Here is a 16,437-nt window from a genome sequence, read left to right as displayed (position 1 = left end):
TCCCGGACTGCCTACAGATGTCTGCACTGGCAGATGCTGTAGCAGCCATTGTCGGTGACGATCACATGGTCCAGAAAGCGCAGCCCCATGTTGACGGCCAGCTCCCGCACGGTATTGGTGAAGACGAGGTCGGGACGGGAGGGCCGCGTCTGGCCGCCCGGATGGTTGTGCACCAGGATGATGCCGCTGGCCTTGTAGCGCAGGGCGGGTTCCAGCACGTCACGGGGCAGCAGGGGGACACTTTCCACATTGCCCTGGCGCAGGCGTTCCCAGGCCACGAGGCGGTTGCCCGCATTGACCATGGCCAGCCAGCATTCTTCCTGCTGGCTGCCGGCCAGACGGGCCCGGGCCATTTCGGCCACGGCCTGGGGCGTCGCCATTTCCACCCCCTGCAGCAGGGGGGCAGCCGCATGGCGGGCCAGCACTTCGCGCAGCACCTGCCACAGGGAGAGCAGACCGGGGCCGAAGCCCGGCACGGCCAGCAGCTGTTCCGGCGGCGCGTCCAGCACGCCGCGGATATTGTGGAAACGCAGCAGCAGTTCCCGGGCCAGCGGCTTGGTATCCTTGCGCGGCTGTCCGTAGCCCAGCAACAGTTCCAGGACCTCATAATCGGCCACAGCCAGAGGCTCGCGAGCCAGTCGCTGACGCAGGCGGCTGCGGTGGCCGCTATGGGGAGAGGCAGAGGATACGGGCATTGCGGTCATAAAGTAAGATGCATTTTGGCAAGCGCAAGGGGGGGAGGGTATCTTTTGGGGGGAACCCCTCATCTCTGCTGTCGATGCCCGTAAAGCTCCTTCGTCGCCAACGGGCACGGCCTGCGGCCGCCTTCGGTCGCTGCTGGCGCGAGAGGGGGTCCCCCTCAAACTCCCCCTTCCCCAGCGCCCTCTCTGGCTTCGTGACAGTCATAAGGTCGAACGAGCTGATGATGCAGTCCTTTCCCCACTGTGGCAGAGAGTTCCATGACCGTTATCGACGATTTGTTAGCATAAAGCATGGTTGGAGAATTGGGGCCAGCCGTGTCTCATGCTTTTCTGGAAGACACGGCCCTTTTGAGCCGAAGGTCTGACCGTCATGCAAAAATTTTTCAGAAGAAAGCGCGTTTGGGGGAGGATGGGGGTCCCTTCCCCCAAAAAAGCGCCGCAGGCCGCGCCCGCCGGCGCCACAGGAGACCTGCGGCATCGACAGCGGAAGGGGGCCCTTCCCCCCCCAAAAAAATCAGCGGGTTCCCCAAAAAAATCTAGCGCCGGGCAGCGGCGAAGAGGGCCACAAGATCGGTGGCCAGCTTGTCCAGGCTTTGTTCAGGCGTGCAGCGGCCGCTCTTGACGGCCAGTTCGGCGTCCATGACCATGCCCAGGCAGCGGGCCAGGGCGGCGGGGCCCAGACGGCGGGCCAGCTGCTGCTTGGCACTGGCCTCGGAGGGATGGAAGCGGACCTTCTCGCCCGCGCAGGCTTGCCAGAGCTGGCGGAACTCGCGGGCCAGCAGGGAGAGCAGGGGGAAGAGCAGGCCTTCCACGTCCTTGCGGCCCCGGGCCAGCTCTTTCCAGACAGCGGCCAGGTTGCCGGCTTCCATATGGCGGATGCAGGCGAAGATGTTGCATTCCGGGGCCCAGGAACTGGTGGCCAGCATGTCCGTGGTGACGGACCAGGGCATGGCCTGCCCGTCAGCCGCCGGACGCAGGAGCAGGAGTTTTTCCAGCTCGTTCTCCACGGCCTGGGCATCGGGGGGCACGGAGGTGCAGAACTGTTCGAAGGCGTCGGCCTCGAAAGGGATGCCCAGGGCCTGGGCCCGGTCGCGGACATATTTCTTGAGGCTGCGCTCGCTCAGGCCTTCGCTGCGCCAGATCCAGCCCTGCTGGTCGGCAAAGCCCAGGCAGCGCAGCTTGGCGATGTGGGCCGGGATCTTGGGCTGGCCTTTTTCCCAGGGCACTTCCAGACAGAAGAAGGGCCAGCACTGTTCCGAGGGCCGGGCCAGGGCGGCGGAGATCTTTTTCCATACCGCGGCGGGCCAGAGATGGGCCTGCCGCACCACCAGCAGGCGCGGCGTGCCGAACAGGCCCTGGAGGGTGAGCTGTTCCCAGAAGCGCGGGGAGGGCTCCTCGTCCCCCCAGTGGACGTGCCGTTCCCAGCGGCTGCTGCCGCCCTGGGCGCTCACGAGGGCTTCCAGACGGGCCTGCAAAAGGCGGCTGTCCGGGCAGACGAGAAAGGAAAAACCGGGTCTGGGCATGGTACGTCCTGGGTTCGGGAGGGAAAAACGACGTTGCGGGGAAAAAAGGCGGACGGCATGTCCGGGCCTTCTTCCCCCGCAACGGTTGGGTTCATGGGGTGGAGCGGGGCTCCCTGCGGGCTAGTTGGCCACCACGTTGACCAGCTTGCCGGGCACCACCACGACCTTGCGGATGGTCAGGCCGCTGGTGTGGCGCTGCACGGCGGCGTCGGCCAGGGCCACTTCTTCCATCCGGGCCTTGTCGGCACCGGCGGGCACTTCGATGGTGCCGCGCAGCTTGCCGTTGACCTGCAGGGCGATGGTGACGGTATCCTGCACCAGGGCGCTTTCCTCGCATACGGGCCAGGCTTCTTCCTGCAGGGAGGAGGTGTGCCCCATGCGCTGCCACAGTTCCTCGCACAGATGCGGGGTGATGGGCGAGAGCAGGGTCAGCACCGTGGCCATGGCCGAAGAGAAGACGCGGTTCTCGGCGTCGCTCTTGCCCAGCTTCTCGCGGGACAGGTACATGGCGTTGACCAGTTCCATGACCGCGGAGATGGCGGTGTTGAACTGGAAGCGGTTGCCCATGTCCTCGGTGACCTTCCTGACCGTCAGGTGTTCGCGACGGCGCAGGTCGCGGGCTTCGGGCGTGGTCACGTCGCCGGCGCCGGCGCCGCAGGCCTTGACCGCGGACAGGCGTCCGGCCTCGTCCATGAACAGGCGCCAGACGCGGTGCAGGAAGCGGGAGGAGCCTTCGATGCCGCTGTCGGACCAGTCGAAGTCACGCTCCGGCGGCGCGGCGAAGAGACAGAACAGGCGCACGGTGTCCGCTCCGTACTTGGCGATCATGGCCGTGGGGTCCACCACGTTGCCCTTGGACTTGGACATCTTGCTGCCGTCCTTGAGCACCATGCCCTGGGTGAGCAGGTTGGTGAAGGGCTCGTCCAGACCTTCGGGGTAGAAGCCCAGGTCGCGCAGGACCTTGGTGAAGAAGCGGGCGTAGAGCAGGTGCAGGATGGCGTGTTCCACACCGCCGATGTACTGGTCCACGGGCAGCCAGTACTTGAGGGCGTCCATATCGAAGGCGCTCGCGGTGTTGCGGGCGGCGGTGTAGCGGGCGAAGTACCAGGAGGACTCCACGAAGGTGTCCAGGGTATCGGTCTCGCGACGGGCCTCGCCGCCGCAGACGGGGCAGGTGCAGCGCACGAAGGAATCGGTCTCGGGCAGGGGGGAGCGGCCGTCCTCGCGCACATGGGCATCCAGGGGCAGGAGCACGGGCAGGTTCTCTTCCTTCTCGGGCACCACGCCGCACTTTTCGCAGTAGATGACCGGGATGGGGGCGCCCCAGTACCGCTGGCGCGAGATGTTCCAGTCACGCAGGCGGAACTGCGTGGTGGCCTTGCCCTTGCCTTCCTTCTCCAGGCGTTCGGCCACGGCCTTCTTGCCGTCGGTGTTGGGCATGCCGTCGAAATCGCCGGAGTTGACCATCACGCCTTCGGCGGTGAAGGCGGCCTCCATGCTGGCGGGGTCGAGGACCTGGCCTTCGGGGCTGATGACCACCTTGACGGGCAGGCCGTACTTGCGGGCGAATTCGAAGTCGCGCTGGTCGTGGGCGGGCACGCCCATGACGGCGCCGGTACCGTAGTCGGCCAGGACGAAGTTGCCCAGCCACACGGGCACCTGCCGGCCGGTGAAGGGATGGGTCACATAGGCGCCGGTGAAGATGCCTTCTTTTTCCAGATTGTCGGACTGGCGCTCCAGACGGTCCATGTTGCGGATGCGGGTCACGAAGGCGCGCACTTCGTCGGCCTTTTCGTAGCCTTCGATGAGCTTTTCCACCAGCGGATGCTCGGGGGCCAGGGTCAGGAAGGTCACGCCGAACACGGTGTCGGGACGGGTGGTGAAGACCTCCAGATGGTCGACGCCGTCCAGGGGGGCGGGCAGGCCGAAGCGCACGGCCGCGCCGGTGGACTTGCCGATCCAGTTGCGCTGCATGGAGAGCACGCGGTCGGGCCAGCCGCCTTCCAGCTTCTGCAGGTCCTGCAGCAGTTCGTCACCGTAGGCGGTGATGCGCAGGAACCACTGGGTCAGGTCCTTCTGCTCCACATGGCTGTCACAGCGCCAGCACAGGCCGTCGATGACCTGTTCGTTGGCCAGCACGGTATGGCAGGAGGGGCACCAGTTCTGGGGCGCCTTCTTGCGGTAGACCAGGCCCTTTTCCAGCAGGCGCAGGAAGAAGCCCTGCTCCCAGCGGTAATATTCGGGACGGCAGGTGGCCACTTCGCGGGACCAGTCATAGGAATAGCCCAGGCGGCGCAGCTGCGCGCGCATGTTGTCTATGTTGGCATAGGTCCATCTGGCCGGATGGGTGTTGTGCTTGATGGCGGCATTTTCCGCGGGCAGGCCGAAGGCGTCCCAGCCCATGGGGTGCAGCACGTTGAAGCCCTGCATGCGCTTGCAGCGGGCCACCACGTCACCGATGGAATAGTTGCGCACATGGCCCATGTGGATGTTGCCCGAGGGGTAGGGGAACATCTCCAGCACATAATATTTGGGTTTGTCGCTGTGATGGTCGCAGGCAAAGGCATCCTGCTGCTGCCAGCGCTCCTGCCATTTCTGTTCGATGTCCTGCGGGGAGTAACGTTCTTGCGTCATGGTACTTGTCTGCTTTTAGTTGGTGGAATCCTCTCCGGCGGAGAGGGAACCCTTTTCCAGAGCCTTGGCGGCGGCGTCCAGAATACCGTTGACAAAACTGGTGGCATTGTCTTCGCCGAACTGGCGGGTCAGCTCCAGGGCCTCGTTGATGGCCACCTTGGCGGGCACGTCCTGGCGGTACAGCAGCTCGTACATGGCCAGGCGCAGCAGGGTCAGCTCCACGCGGCCCATGCGGTCCACGCGCCAGTTGCGCGAGAAGCGGCTGATGGTCTTGTCCAGTTCGTCGCGCCTGCTCCACACGCCCTGCACCAGATCCCAGGCGAAACCGGAAGGCAGCCCGTCCTCTTCGCTCTCCTGATGGTCAGGGGACTGCAGGAAGGCGCGGCGCACGTCTTCCGGCGAGGTGGCGTCAGCGAAGGACAGCCCGTACAGAACCTGAAAAGCCTGGGCGCGTTCGCCCCGGCGGCTGGCGGATTTACCCTTGCTCATGGATTACAGCTGCTCCAGCACGCGGATGGTTTCCAGCATGGCGGCGGCAGCTTCCACGCCCTTGTTGCCGCCTTTGGAACCGGCGCGTTCGATGGCCTGCTCGATGCTGTCGCAGGTCAGCAGGCCGAAGCCGATGGGGGTCTTGGACTGCAGCATCACCTGGGCGATGCCCTTGCTGGCTTCGCTGCACACATAGTCGAAGTGGGGGGTGGCGCCGCGGATCACGGCGCCCAGGGCCACGATGCCGTCATACTTGCCGCTGGTGGCCAGCTTCTGGCAGACCAGGGGCATCTCGAACGCACCGGGGATGCGCACGATGGTGATGTTCTTGGCATCGAGGCCGTGGCGTTCCAGATAGTCCAGGGCGCCGCCGGTCAGGCGGTCCACGATGAAATCGTTGAAACGGGTGGCCAGGATGGCGATCTTGAGGCCTTTGGCATCAAGCACGCCGCTGATGGTAGTGGGATTGCTCATGGTCTGCTCCTAAAGAAAACCGTTTTGCAGTAAAAATTCCTTGTTGATGCCGCTGCTCTTCTGCGGCGCGGCGGGCCCGTCGGCCTGGCACTGCATGATGCGGCGCACATACTTGCCGATGAGGTCCGTCTCCATGTTCACGCGGCTGCCCGGGCGCCAGTGCAGCATGGTGGTGCGTTTCTGGGTGTCCGGGATGACGTTGACGGTGAGGAAATCCTTGCCGCAGGCATTGATGGTCAGGCTGATGCCGTCCAGGGTGACGGAGCCCTTTTCGATGACTTCCGCCGCGAAGGCCGGCGGGAAGGCCAGCGTGCAGCGCAGGGAGGAGCCGGCCTGTTCCACGGAACGCACCGTGGCCACGCAGTCCACATGGCCGCTGACCAGGTGCCCGCCCAGACGGTCGCCCAGGGCCAGGGCCCGTTCCAGGTTGACCAAGTCGCCCTTGCGCAGATCGCCCAGGGTAGTGCGGGACAGGCTCTCGCCCGAGGCATAGACGGTGAAGGTGGCGCCGCTGTGCCGTTCCACGGACAGGCAGGCGCCGTTGTGGGCGATGGATTCCCCGTCCACGATGTTTTCCAGGGGGAAGAGGGGGCGCACGTCCATGCGGCATTCCTGGCCGCTGCGGCGCAGGCCCACGATCTCGCCCTGTCCCTGGATGATGCCGGTAAACATGGTCTACTCCTGAGGAATGGCCGGGCGCAGCTGCAGGTGCACATCGCCGTCACACAGGGAGGTGCGGCAGACGCGCAGTTCCAGGGCCTCGGCCATGGTGAGGGGGCTGCGGCCGTCGAACAGGGGAGCGGCCTCGTTGTCGCCCAGGATGCGCGGCGCCAGATGCAGCAGGAATTCGTCGGCAAAGCCCGCTTCCAGCAGCGACAGGGCCAGATGCCCGCCGCCTTCGCAAAGCACATAAGGACAGTGCAGGTCCTCGTACAGCATGCGGAACATGGCCGCGAAATCAGGACAGCCGCGCTGCCCGGGGCCCAGGGCCAGCACCCGCACGCCCATCTGGCGCAGGGCGTGGGCCGCCGTGGAAGCCGCCGCAGCAGGCGAGCAGAGGAAGACGGCCTGACCGGGACGCTCCTTGAGCAGATGGATGTCGCCCGCCGGATTGGGCAGGCGCGAGGTCAGCACGCAGGCCAGGGGCTGCCGCTCCACCGTCTCGCCGGGGATGCGGGCCGTGAGGCAGGGATTGTCGGCCCGGAAGGTGCCGCCGCCCACCAGCACGGCGCCCCCGGCACGGCCGATGCCGGCACGCAGGCGATGCACCAGGGCGCGCGACCCCTCGCTGCTGATCCAGCGGGAGTGGCCGGTACGGGTGGCGATGCGCCCGTCCATGGTGGCGGCCAGCTTGAGGATCACATAGGGGCGGCCCTGCTGCCAGGCCAGGAAGTCGGCCACCTGGTCGCGGCATTCCTGCTCGCAGACCGGGCCGATGACGTCCACACCGGCGGCGCGCAGGCGTTCGGCGCCGCCCGCCGCCTTGGGGGTGGGATCGTGCAGGCCGATGACCACCCGCCGGATGCCCGCGGCCAGCACGGCTTCGCTGCAGGGCGGGGTCTTGCCGTAATGGTTGCAGGGCTCCAGCGTGACCACCAGGGTGCACTGGGCGGGATCGATGCCCTGACGCTGCGCGTCGCGCAGGCACTCCACCTCGGCGTGGGGCTGCCCGGCGGCATGGTGCCAGCCGCGCGCCACCACCCGGCCGTCGCGCACCAGCACGGCGCCCACCGTGGGATTGGGGCAGGCGCTCCAGCGGCCGTTCTCGGCCAGGGCCAGGGCCTCACGCATGAAAGGGGCAAAAAGGGACTCAGACATGCTGCGGTCCTCTGGGCATGTCGGGCGGGAAGGGGATCTGCTCAAAGGTCACGCCGGCCTCGCTGAGCATGGCCAGCCCCAGTTCGTCGGGATAGTGCTCGCTGTACCAGATATGCCTGATGCCGCAGTTGATGAGCATCTTGCTGCACATGGCGCAGGGGAAGGTGGTGCAATAGAGCTCCGCCCCGGCGATGCTCACGCCGTGCACGGCGGCCTGGATGATGACGTTCTGCTCCGCGTGCAGGCCGCGGCAGATCTCGTGGCGCTGCCCGGAAGGGATGCCCATCTGCTCGCGCAGGCAGCCCGTCTCCAGGCAGTGGCGCACGCCGGAGGGCGCGCCGTTGTAACCGGTGGCCAGGATGTGCCTGTCCTTGACGGCGATGGCGCCCACCTTGCGGCGCAGGCAGGTGGAACGCTCACGCACCAGATAGGTGATGTTCATGAAGTAATCGGGCCAGGGCATTCGTTGCATGACAGTACTCGCAATAAAAAGTTGGACTACCTTACACGCAGCCGGGGCAAAAGCCAAGCCCGCCGGCGGCAGGACCACGGACGGAAAAGGCCGCCAGAGGCGGCCTTTTCACAAAGAGGGGCGTTCCGTGGGGCGCCCGCCACGCAGCGACGACCGGCAGGTCGGGGCCGCCGGCGGGCACGGCGGGAAAAAGGGGAGGGGCGGCGTCCCGTGCGGGACAGCGGCGGCCTTTCCCCTGTGGTGCGCCGTTACCAGGTGAACAGCGGGTAGGCGCGGGCGAACTCCTCCACGCGGCCGCGGATGGCGGCCAGGGAGGCGGGCTCGTCGCGCTTTTCGATGGCCTCCACGATGAAGGCCGCCACCTGGCGCATCTCGTCTTCCTTCATGCCGCGGGTGGTCAGGGCGGCAGTGCCCAGACGCACGCCGGAGGTCACGAAGGGCGAGCGGGTCTCGAAGGGGACGGTATTCTTGTTGACCGTGATGCCGGCGGCATCCAGGGCGTGTTCGGCATCCTTGCCGGTCACGTCCTTGTTGGTCAGGTCCACCAGCATGAGGTGGTTGTCCGTACCGCCGGACACCAGATTGAAGCCGGCGGCGGTCAGGCAGTCGGCCAGCACGGCGGCGTTCTTGACGATCTGCCGGGCATAGGTCTTGAAAGCGGGGCGCAGGGCCTCGCCAAAGGCCACGGCCTTGGCCGCGATGACATGCATCAGCGGGCCGCCCTGGATGCCGGGGAAGATCTGGCTGTTGAGGCCCTTGCCGCGGGTCGCGTCGGAAAGGATCATGCCGCCGCGGGGACCGCGCAGGGTCTTGTGCGTGGTGGTGGTGGTGATGTGGGCGTACGGGATGGGGCTCTCGTGCAGACCGGCGGCCACCAGGCCCGCGATGTGGGCCATGTCCACCACGAGGACGGCACCCACCTCATCGGCGATGGCCCGGAAGCGGGCGAAGTCGATCTTGCGGGGATAGGCGCTGGCGCCGGCCACGATGGCGGCGGGCTTGTGCTCGCGGGCGATGCGGGCCACTTCGTCATAGTCGATGCAGCCGGTCTCGCGGCTCACGCCGTAGAAGACGTTGCTGAACAGCTTGCCCGAAAAGTTGACGGGGCTGCCGTGGGTCAGATGGCCGCCGTGGGTCAGATCCATGCCCAGGATGGTGTCGCCGGGCTTGAGGAAGGAGAAATAGGCGCCCATGTTGGCCTGGGAACCGGAGTGGGGCTGCACGTTGACGTATTCGCAGCCGAAGAGCTTCCTGGCGCGTTCGATGGCCAGGTCCTCGACCATGTCGACATATTCGCAGCCGCCGTAATAGCGCTTGCCCGGATAGCCTTCGGCATACTTGTGGGTCAGCACGCTGCCCTGGGCTTCCCGCACGGCCGGAGAAACGAAGTTTTCCGAAGCGATCAGTTCCAGTTTGGTGACCTGGCGCTGGGATTCCAGGGTGATGGCACGGGCCAGTTCCGGGTCCTGAAGCAAGATTTCGTCCATTCTACCGCTCTTCCTTTGGGCTAGTGGTTCCACTTCTTCAGGATCAGGCTGGCATTGGTGCCGCCGAAACCGAAGGAGTTGCACATGGCGTATTCACAGGGGATGTGGGCGGAGCCGCCGGCCATGTAATCCAGATCGCAGTTGGGATCGGGATTTTCCAGATTGATGGTGCCGGGCAGCCAGCCGGTGTGCAGGGCCATGGCGGTGAACACGGTCTCCACACCGCCGGCGGCACCCAGCAGGTGGCCGGTCATGGACTTGGTGGCGGAGATCTTGATCCTGGAAGCGTGCTCGCCGAACACCAGCTTGATGCCCTTGGTCTCGGTCTTGTCGTTGAGCTGGGTGGAGGTGGCATGGGCATTGATGTGCCCGATGGCCTCAGGTGGCAGACCGGCGTCGCGCAGGGCGTTCTGCATGGCGCGGGCCATGCCTTCGCCGGAGTCGGCGGGAGCGGTCATGTGGAAAGCGTCGTCGGAAGCGCCATAGCCCACCACTTCGGCATAGATCCTGGCGCCGCGGGCCCTGGCATGTTCCAGTTCTTCCAGCTGCAGCAGGCCGGCGCCTTCACCGATGACGAAGCCGTCGCGGTTGGCGTCGAAGGGGCGGGAAGCCCTGGCGGGTTCATCATTGTAATGGGTGGACAGGGCCTTCAGGGCCGTGAAACCGGCCACGCCCAGGGGGGTCACGGTGGCTTCCACGCCGCCGGTGATGGCCGTGCTGATACGGCCCAGCAGGATCTCGCTGAAAGCGGTGCCGATGCCGTGGATGGCGGAGGCACAGGCCGTGGTGGTCACGATGTTGGGGCCCTTGGCGCCGGTGAAGATGGCGATCTGGCCGGGCCCCATGTTGGAGATGAGCATGGGGATCAGGAAGGGCGAGACCTTGCCGGGGCCACCCTGCAGCAGCTTGGCGTGATAGGTCTCGATGGTCTTCAGGCCCCCCAGGCCGATGCCCAGGATGACGCCCACGTCGTAGGCGTTGTCGTCATTGATGACCAGGCCGGAGTCTTTCAGCAGCTGCTGGGCGGCCACCACGGCGAACTGGGTGAAGCGGTCCATGCGGCGGGCCTGTTTGGCAGGGATGAAATCTTCGGCAACGAAGTCTTTCACTTCGCCGGCAACGCGCGAGTCATAGTCGGTGGCATCGAAAAGGGTGATGGGGGCGATACCGGATTCGCCGGCAAGCAGGCGCTTCCAGGTGGTTTCAAGGTCATTGCCCAGGGGGGTGATGGCGGAAAGACCGGTGATGACAACGCGCGGACGATTCATGGATACTCCTTGGACAGGCGGGGTCTTGTGCCTGGGAAAAAATACTCGTGTTGACCGGCCGGAAGGGGAAAACGCACCGGGCAAGCCCGGTGCGTTCCAATTTTTCCGGCAGACAGGGAAAACTTAGCCCTGCTTGCTTTCGATGTAGCTGATGGCGTCCTGCACCTTCAGGATCTTCTGGGCGTCGTCATCGGCGATCTCGATGTCGAATTCTTCTTCCATGGCCATGATCAGTTCGGTCAGGTCCAGGGAGTCAGCGCCCAGGTCTTCCACGAAGGAAGCTTCGGGCTTCACTTCTTCAGCGCTCACGCCCAGCTGGTCCACGATGATTTTGGTCACTTTGGCTGCAACTTCAGACATGGTTATCCTCCAACTCGCTTTGTGTTTTCAGGTAGTGGGAGCGGCAGCATGCGCGGCCGCCGTTTGTCAGCAGTACATGCCGCCGTTGACGGCCAGCACCTGGCCGGTGATGTAGGCTGCCCTGTCCGAAGCCAGGAAGGCCACGGCGTCGGCGATCTCCTGGGCGGTGCCCATGCGCTTCAGCGGGATGGCGGCCTCGTAGGAGGCGCGCACCTCGTCGCTCAGGGCGGCGGTCATGTCGGTTTCGATAAATCCGGGGGCCACGGCATTGACCGTGATCTGGCGCGCGGCCAGCTCCTTGGCGCAGGACTTGGTCAGGCCCAGCAGGCCGGCCTTGGCGGCGCTGTAGTTGGCCTGGCCGGCATTGCCCATCTGGCCCACGACGGAAGAGATGTTCACGATGCGGCCGTGACGGGCCTTGGTCATGATCTTGGCGGCCTCGCGGGTGCAGATGAAGGCGCCGCGCAGGTTGATGGTGATGACGCGGTCGAAATCGTCATCCTTCATGCGGACCAGGAAGCCGTCCTTGGTGATGCCGGCGTTGTTGACCAGCACGGCCAGATTGACCTTGCCCTTGATGTGCTCGGCAAAGAAGGCGGCCACGGCCTCGCCGTCGCCCACGTTGAGGGGCAGGGCCAGGGCCCGGCCGCCGGCAGCTTCGATCTCCGCCACGGTCTTGTCGGCTTCCTCGGGACGGCTCACATAGGTGAGGATGACCTGACGGCCGTCACGGGCCAGGGTCAGGGCAACGGCACGGCCGATGCCCCGGGAACCGCCGGTAACCAGCGCGGTGGGGGTGGTGGGATCAAGGGTACTCATGATGCTGCCTCAATGGATTGTATGATATAGCAGAAAAGGGCCGAGTTCAACGCCGCGGCAGCCTAGAACTGCAGCAGGGCCGCGCCCCAGGTCAGGCCGCTGCCGAAGGCGGTCACCAGCACACGGTCCCCGGCCTTGATGCGGCCCTGGGCCAGGGCTTCCACCAGGGCCAGAGGCACGGAGGCGGAAGAGGTGTTGCCGTATTCGGCCACATTGGTGAACACATGATCCAGATCGATCTTCAGGCGGCTGCCCACGGCCTCGATGATGCGCATGTTGGCCTGGTGGGGCACGAAAAGATCCACGTCGGCGGCCGTGAGGCCGTTGCGCGCCAGCAGTTCCTGGCAGACGCCGGACATCTGGCGCACGGCATGCTTGTAGACCTCGCGGCCCTGCATGGTGATGAAAAAGTCGTCGCCCACGGGATCGCCGGGCTTGTAGCGGCAGCTGGTGCCGCCGCCCACGATGATGAGGTCGTGCAGGCTGCCGTCGCTTTTGCAGATGCTGTCCTGCACGCGGGCCAGGGCATTTTCGGGATCGCTGTTGAGGATGCAGGCACCGGCGCCGTCACCGAAGAGCACACAGGTGCTGCGGTCGCTCCAGTTGACGCGGCGGGTCAGGGCCTCGGTGCAGACGAAGAGGATCTGGGAAGCCGGGTCCTGGCAGAGCAGGGCGTCCGCCAGATGCAGACCGTAGAGGAAACCGGAGCAGGCGGAGCCGAAATCGAAGGACATGGCCGGACCGGCACCGATGTTGCCGCCGATGATGCAGGAAAGCGAGGGGCTGAGATGGTCCGGCGTACAGGTGGCCGTGAGGATGTGGGTCAGCCTGGCGGCGTCGAGGCCGGCATTTTCCAGAGCCTTGCGGGCGGCATGGGTCCCGAGGTCGGAGGCGTTCTCCTCCCCGGAAAGCCGGTGGCGACGCTTGATGCCGGTACGGGTGGTGATCCACTCGTCGTTGGTCTCCACCAGTTTGCTCAGGTCGTCGTTGGTCAGGACCTCGGCGGGAACATGGCTGCTGAGGGCGTGCAGGTAGCAGTTTGGCTTCATAGAAATACCCGTGGCTTAGATGGCGCGTGAGAAGCGGGTGAGTTCCTCGTTGGCCAGGATGGTTTCGGCAAGACGGTCGTTGGTGCCCTTGCGCACGAAGGTACCGGCCATCTTGATGGCGTTCTGCATGGCGCGGGCGCTGGAACGGCCGTGGCAGACGATGGCCAGGCCCTGCAGGCCCAGGAGGGGGGCACCGCCGTATTCGGCGTAGTCGATGGTGGTGGCGAACTTTTTGAAAGCGCCCTTGGCCAGCATGCCGCCCAGGGCGGGCAGGAAACCGGAGGTGAACAGGCGCTTGAGCATGCGGACCAGGGCCGAGGCCAGGCCTTCGCTCATCTTGACCACCACGTTGCCCACAAAACCGTCACAGACCACGACATCGATATCGCCCGTAAAGATGTCGCGGCCTTCGGCATTGCCCACGAAGTTGAGGTTCTGGGCCAGTTTGAGCAGTTCGTAGGCTTCCTTGACCTGGCTGTTGCCCTTGCCTTCCTCTTCGCCGATGCTCAGCAGGCTGACACGCGGGGCCGCATAGCCCAGCAGGTCTCGTGCGAAGGCATCGCCCATGAGCCCGAACTGGAAAAGATGATAGGGCCGGCAGTCCACATTGGCGCCGGCGTCCAGCACGACCACGGGGTTCTTTTCCGTGGGCAGCAGGGCAGCCAGCGCCGGGCGTTCGACGCCCGGCAGCCGACCCATGATGAACATGCCGCACGCGACCGTGGCGCCGGAATGACCGGCACTGACCACGGCATCGGCCTTGCCGTCCTTGACGAGACGGCAGGCCACCTGGATGGAAGCGTTTTTTTTGCGGCGAAGGATGTCCGAAGGCTTTTCATTCATGTGCACCACATCATCAGCCTGGACGATGTCGAAATGCACGTTGGCAAGGTCGAGCTTGGCGAGTTCCGCTTCTACCTTGGGGGTATCCCCCACAAGGAGGACGTGCAAGTCATGAAGCCTGGCGGCATCGATGGCGCCAGGAACGACCACGGAGGGGCCAAAATCCCCCCCCATGGCATCAACGGCTATGATGGGGCGCGCGTTCATTACTCGGCTTCGGTCTTGGCGATCACCTGACGGCCCTTGTAAGCGCCGCAGTTGGGGCACACGCTATGGGGCACGGTGGGCTCGCCGCAGGAGCAGTAGATGACGGTGGGGGTGGCCACGCGGTCGTGGGAACGGCGCATGCCCTTGCGGGAACGGGACTTTTTGTTTTGCTGGACAGCCATGATGTTCTCCTTCTCCGAGAGATCGGAAATGATATGCTTTTGGGCGTGAGTGACCCTATGGGCCAAGCTCAAGAGGCAAGAGTCTAGCAGAAAAAATTTTTGATGTCTAGTTTTTGCGCAATTTCAACCCGCGCAGGACGGCCATGCGCGGATCGCCCTCTTCGGGGGCGCACCGGCAGGGGCCGTCATTGAGGTTGGCGCCGCACTGGGGGCACAGGCCCTTGCAGTCAGGGCGGCACAGGGGATTGACCGGCAGGGCCAGGACGAACTCTTCCCAGCAGATGGCGCCCAGATCGAGATACGACACGCCGTTCTCCGTGACGACGCGGCTTTCCAGCAGGTCTTCGCCGGTGGTCGCGGCCTCTTCGTCCTCGGGCTCGGCGGCGGTCTCCTCAAAATTTTCAAAATGCGCATCCACGGTCACGGTCACGTCTTCGGCGCAACGGTTGCAGGGCAGCACCACGGTACCGGTGATGCTCCCGCGCACCAGATAGTCGCCTTCCAGGGGCATGATGCCGAGCTCGGCCTTCAGGGGAGCGACGATGCGGCAGTCCATCTGGAACTCGGCCAGCGGTCCCTGCCAGATGGCGGGATCGTCCAGCGTCATGTCCTTGCCGGAAGGGGGAATCTCACTGAGCGGGATACGATAGTTCTGCATGGTCACCTCAATGCGGCCTTCTTACTCGGGGCTCAAGCCCGTGTCAAGCCCGGCGGGGCGGCGGCACAGGGCTTTGCGCGGCTCAGGCCAGCCAGGAGACGACCAGCATCACGGCCAGGACCACGAAGACCAGGCCGGCCACACGGTGCATGAGCATCTGGCCGCGCGGCGAACTGTTGAACCAGAGCGCCAGACGGCCGCCCAGGGCCGAGACGGCCGTGAAGACGAGGAAGGCCGCCAGCATGAAGAGCAGCCCCAGCTCCATGACCTGCAGGGCCACGCTGCCGCGTTGCGGCACACAGAACTGCGGCAGGAAGGCCAGGAAGAAGAGCGTCACCTTGGGGTTGGTGATGTTCATGAACACGCCGCGCCGGTACAGGGCCCCGTACCCCAGAAAGCGGCTTTCCTGCAGATGGGCCATGCTGGCCCCGGCCCGGAAGGAGAGCCAGGCCAGGTAAAGCAGGTAGGCCGCGCCGACGAGGGTCAGCAGGCCGAAGGCCAGGGGCGAGGCCATGAGCAGGCCCGCCACGCCCACGGCTACTATTGTTGTATGGAAGCACAGGCCGGAGATGAGACCCAGGGTGGTGGCCACACCGGCCCGCATGCCGTAGAGGGCGGACTGGGTGAGGACGAAGATGATGTCCGGTCCCGGGGCAAGGGCCAGCAGGAGGGCGGTGGCGAAAAAGGTCAGGACGGTATCCAGGGGCAGCATGGGGAAAACTCTTTCAGGGCCTGTTCCTTGCGGGAGCGGGGCAGTCGTTTGATGTGATGTTCCAGGCGCAGGGCCTCCCGCCGGGAGGTGCAGGCCCGGGCGAGCAGCAGGGCCACCGGCCTGCGCGGGCGTGTGTAGCGGGCCCCGCCGGCCAGCCGGCCGTTATGCTGGGCCAGGCGCCGGTCAAGGTCGGTGGTCACGCCGCAGTACAGGGTGCCATCGGCGCAGCGCAACAGGTAGACATGCCATCTGGCATCACTGGAAGCCACCGGAAAGCCAGCCTACCAGCACGAAGCTGATGGTCCAGCTGAGGATGCGGCCGGGCCAGGGGTTGGGAGGGTTGCCCGCCAGCAGGGAGCGCATCTCGCGCATGGAGTTGAGAACGGAGCCGATGGCATGGAAGACCATGAAGCCGATGCTGGCCAGCAGGCCGAACTGGATGCCGGCGATGATGATCAGGGCCAGGGTGATGCCGGGCGCAAGGCCCGCCTGCCGGCTGCCGCCCGAGGTCCAGATGGTCTGGAAATGCAGGCCGCCGTTCCAGGGGCTGCGGCTGCCGCGGAACTGTTCCCGGCCGTAACCGCCCCGGCAGGAGTGGCCGTAAGGGCCCTGGTCCCTGCCGCCGTCACAGCCGTCATGGATGATCTCGGCCTCGATGACGCGCTCACCATCGCGGGACTGGCCGTTGCCGTCCCGGGGAGAGGGGTATCTGTTCTGGGGATCGGGATTGTAGGGGGACAT

General features: G+C 65.5%; 19 protein-coding genes. All 19 read right to left on the bottom strand.

What is annotated here, in order from left to right:
- Positions 1-11 precede the first annotated feature (11 nt).
- The 19 genes from DESPIGER_RS05375 to DESPIGER_RS05285 all read right to left on the bottom strand — a co-directional run bounded on the left by DESPIGER_RS05375 (position 12) and on the right by DESPIGER_RS05285 (position 16,437).
- Positions 12-704, bottom strand: coding sequence for a JAB domain-containing protein (locus tag DESPIGER_RS05375; protein WP_083575315.1), 693 nt, complete (start codon positions 702-704; stop codon positions 12-14).
- 533 nt (positions 705-1,237) lie between these two features.
- Entirely contained in the window at positions 1,238-2,224 is a 987-nt protein-coding gene (gene holA / locus DESPIGER_RS05370) for a DNA polymerase III subunit delta (protein ID WP_072334053.1), read from the bottom strand.
- Between the two features lie 120 nt (positions 2,225-2,344).
- Complete coding sequence (leuS, locus tag DESPIGER_RS05365) at positions 2,345-4,858, bottom strand: leucine--tRNA ligase (protein WP_072334051.1); 2,514 nt, start codon at positions 4,856-4,858, stop codon at positions 2,345-2,347.
- 15 nt (positions 4,859-4,873) lie between these two features.
- Entirely contained in the window at positions 4,874-5,347 is a 474-nt protein-coding gene (gene nusB, locus DESPIGER_RS05360) for a transcription antitermination factor NusB (protein WP_072334049.1), read from the bottom strand.
- Between the two features lie 3 nt (positions 5,348-5,350).
- Positions 5,351-5,821 (bottom strand): 6,7-dimethyl-8-ribityllumazine synthase, encoded by a 471-nt coding sequence (gene ribE / locus DESPIGER_RS05355; RefSeq protein WP_072334047.1) that lies wholly within the window; start codon positions 5,819-5,821, stop codon positions 5,351-5,353.
- 9 nt (positions 5,822-5,830) lie between these two features.
- Complete coding sequence (locus DESPIGER_RS05350) at positions 5,831-6,493, bottom strand: riboflavin synthase (protein WP_072334045.1); 663 nt, start codon at positions 6,491-6,493, stop codon at positions 5,831-5,833.
- 3 nt (positions 6,494-6,496) lie between these two features.
- On the bottom strand, positions 6,497-7,639 hold the full coding sequence (gene ribD / locus DESPIGER_RS05345; protein ID WP_072334043.1) for a bifunctional diaminohydroxyphosphoribosylaminopyrimidine deaminase/5-amino-6-(5-phosphoribosylamino)uracil reductase RibD: 1,143 nt from the start codon (positions 7,637-7,639) through the stop codon (positions 6,497-6,499).
- Positions 7,632-8,111, bottom strand: coding sequence for a deoxycytidylate deaminase (locus DESPIGER_RS05340; RefSeq protein WP_072334040.1), 480 nt, complete (start codon positions 8,109-8,111; stop codon positions 7,632-7,634). Before DESPIGER_RS05340 ends, ribD begins: the two co-directional genes overlap by 8 nt.
- 248 nt (positions 8,112-8,359) lie before the next feature.
- The gene (gene glyA, locus DESPIGER_RS05335; protein ID WP_072334037.1) at positions 8,360-9,598 is read right to left on the bottom strand and encodes a serine hydroxymethyltransferase; all 1,239 of its coding nucleotides are present in this window, start codon (positions 9,596-9,598) and stop codon (positions 8,360-8,362) included.
- A 20-nt stretch (positions 9,599-9,618) separates the two neighbouring features.
- On the bottom strand, positions 9,619-10,866 hold the full coding sequence (gene fabF / locus DESPIGER_RS05330; RefSeq protein WP_072334034.1) for a beta-ketoacyl-ACP synthase II: 1,248 nt from the start codon (positions 10,864-10,866) through the stop codon (positions 9,619-9,621).
- Between the two features lie 123 nt (positions 10,867-10,989).
- Positions 10,990-11,226: an acyl carrier protein gene (acpP, locus tag DESPIGER_RS05325; RefSeq protein ID WP_006003837.1), complete on the bottom strand. Its 237-nt coding sequence runs from the start codon at positions 11,224-11,226 to the stop codon at positions 10,990-10,992.
- A 66-nt stretch (positions 11,227-11,292) separates the two neighbouring features.
- A complete protein-coding gene (fabG, locus tag DESPIGER_RS05320; protein ID WP_072334031.1) occupies positions 11,293-12,045 on the bottom strand; it encodes a 3-oxoacyl-[acyl-carrier-protein] reductase in 753 nt (250 codons plus the stop codon).
- 62 nt (positions 12,046-12,107) lie between these two features.
- Positions 12,108-13,094: a beta-ketoacyl-ACP synthase III gene (locus tag DESPIGER_RS05315; protein ID WP_072334028.1), complete on the bottom strand. Its 987-nt coding sequence runs from the start codon at positions 13,092-13,094 to the stop codon at positions 12,108-12,110.
- A 15-nt stretch (positions 13,095-13,109) separates the two neighbouring features.
- Positions 13,110-14,144, bottom strand: a complete 1,035-nt coding sequence (gene plsX / locus DESPIGER_RS05310) for a phosphate acyltransferase PlsX (RefSeq protein WP_072334025.1) — start codon at positions 14,142-14,144, stop codon at positions 13,110-13,112.
- On the bottom strand, positions 14,144-14,326 hold the full coding sequence (gene rpmF, locus DESPIGER_RS05305; protein ID WP_006003844.1) for a 50S ribosomal protein L32: 183 nt from the start codon (positions 14,324-14,326) through the stop codon (positions 14,144-14,146). The genes plsX and rpmF overlap by 1 nt, the downstream gene beginning before the upstream one ends.
- Positions 14,327-14,432: 106 nt before the next feature.
- Positions 14,433-14,984 (bottom strand): YceD family protein, encoded by a 552-nt coding sequence (locus DESPIGER_RS05300; protein ID WP_072334022.1) that lies wholly within the window; start codon positions 14,982-14,984, stop codon positions 14,433-14,435.
- Positions 14,985-15,066: 82 nt separating this feature from the next.
- Positions 15,067-15,696 carry a LysE family translocator gene (locus DESPIGER_RS05295; RefSeq protein ID WP_072334019.1) on the bottom strand — a complete coding sequence of 210 codons (630 nt, stop codon included), beginning with the start codon at positions 15,694-15,696 and terminating at the stop codon, positions 15,067-15,069.
- Complete coding sequence (locus DESPIGER_RS05290; protein WP_072334016.1) at positions 15,672-15,965, bottom strand: GIY-YIG nuclease family protein; 294 nt, start codon at positions 15,963-15,965, stop codon at positions 15,672-15,674. Before DESPIGER_RS05290 ends, DESPIGER_RS05295 begins: the two co-directional genes overlap by 25 nt.
- Complete coding sequence (locus tag DESPIGER_RS05285; protein ID WP_072334013.1) at positions 15,952-16,437, bottom strand: hypothetical protein; 486 nt, start codon at positions 16,435-16,437, stop codon at positions 15,952-15,954. The genes DESPIGER_RS05290 and DESPIGER_RS05285 overlap by 14 nt, the downstream gene beginning before the upstream one ends.

Source organism: Desulfovibrio piger (genome assembly GCF_900116045.1).
GTDB lineage: Bacteria > Desulfobacterota > Desulfovibrionia > Desulfovibrionales > Desulfovibrionaceae > Desulfovibrio > Desulfovibrio piger_A.
The sequence above is the reverse complement of the archived record's forward strand: the minus strand, read 5'-3'. Positions and strand labels throughout refer to the sequence as shown.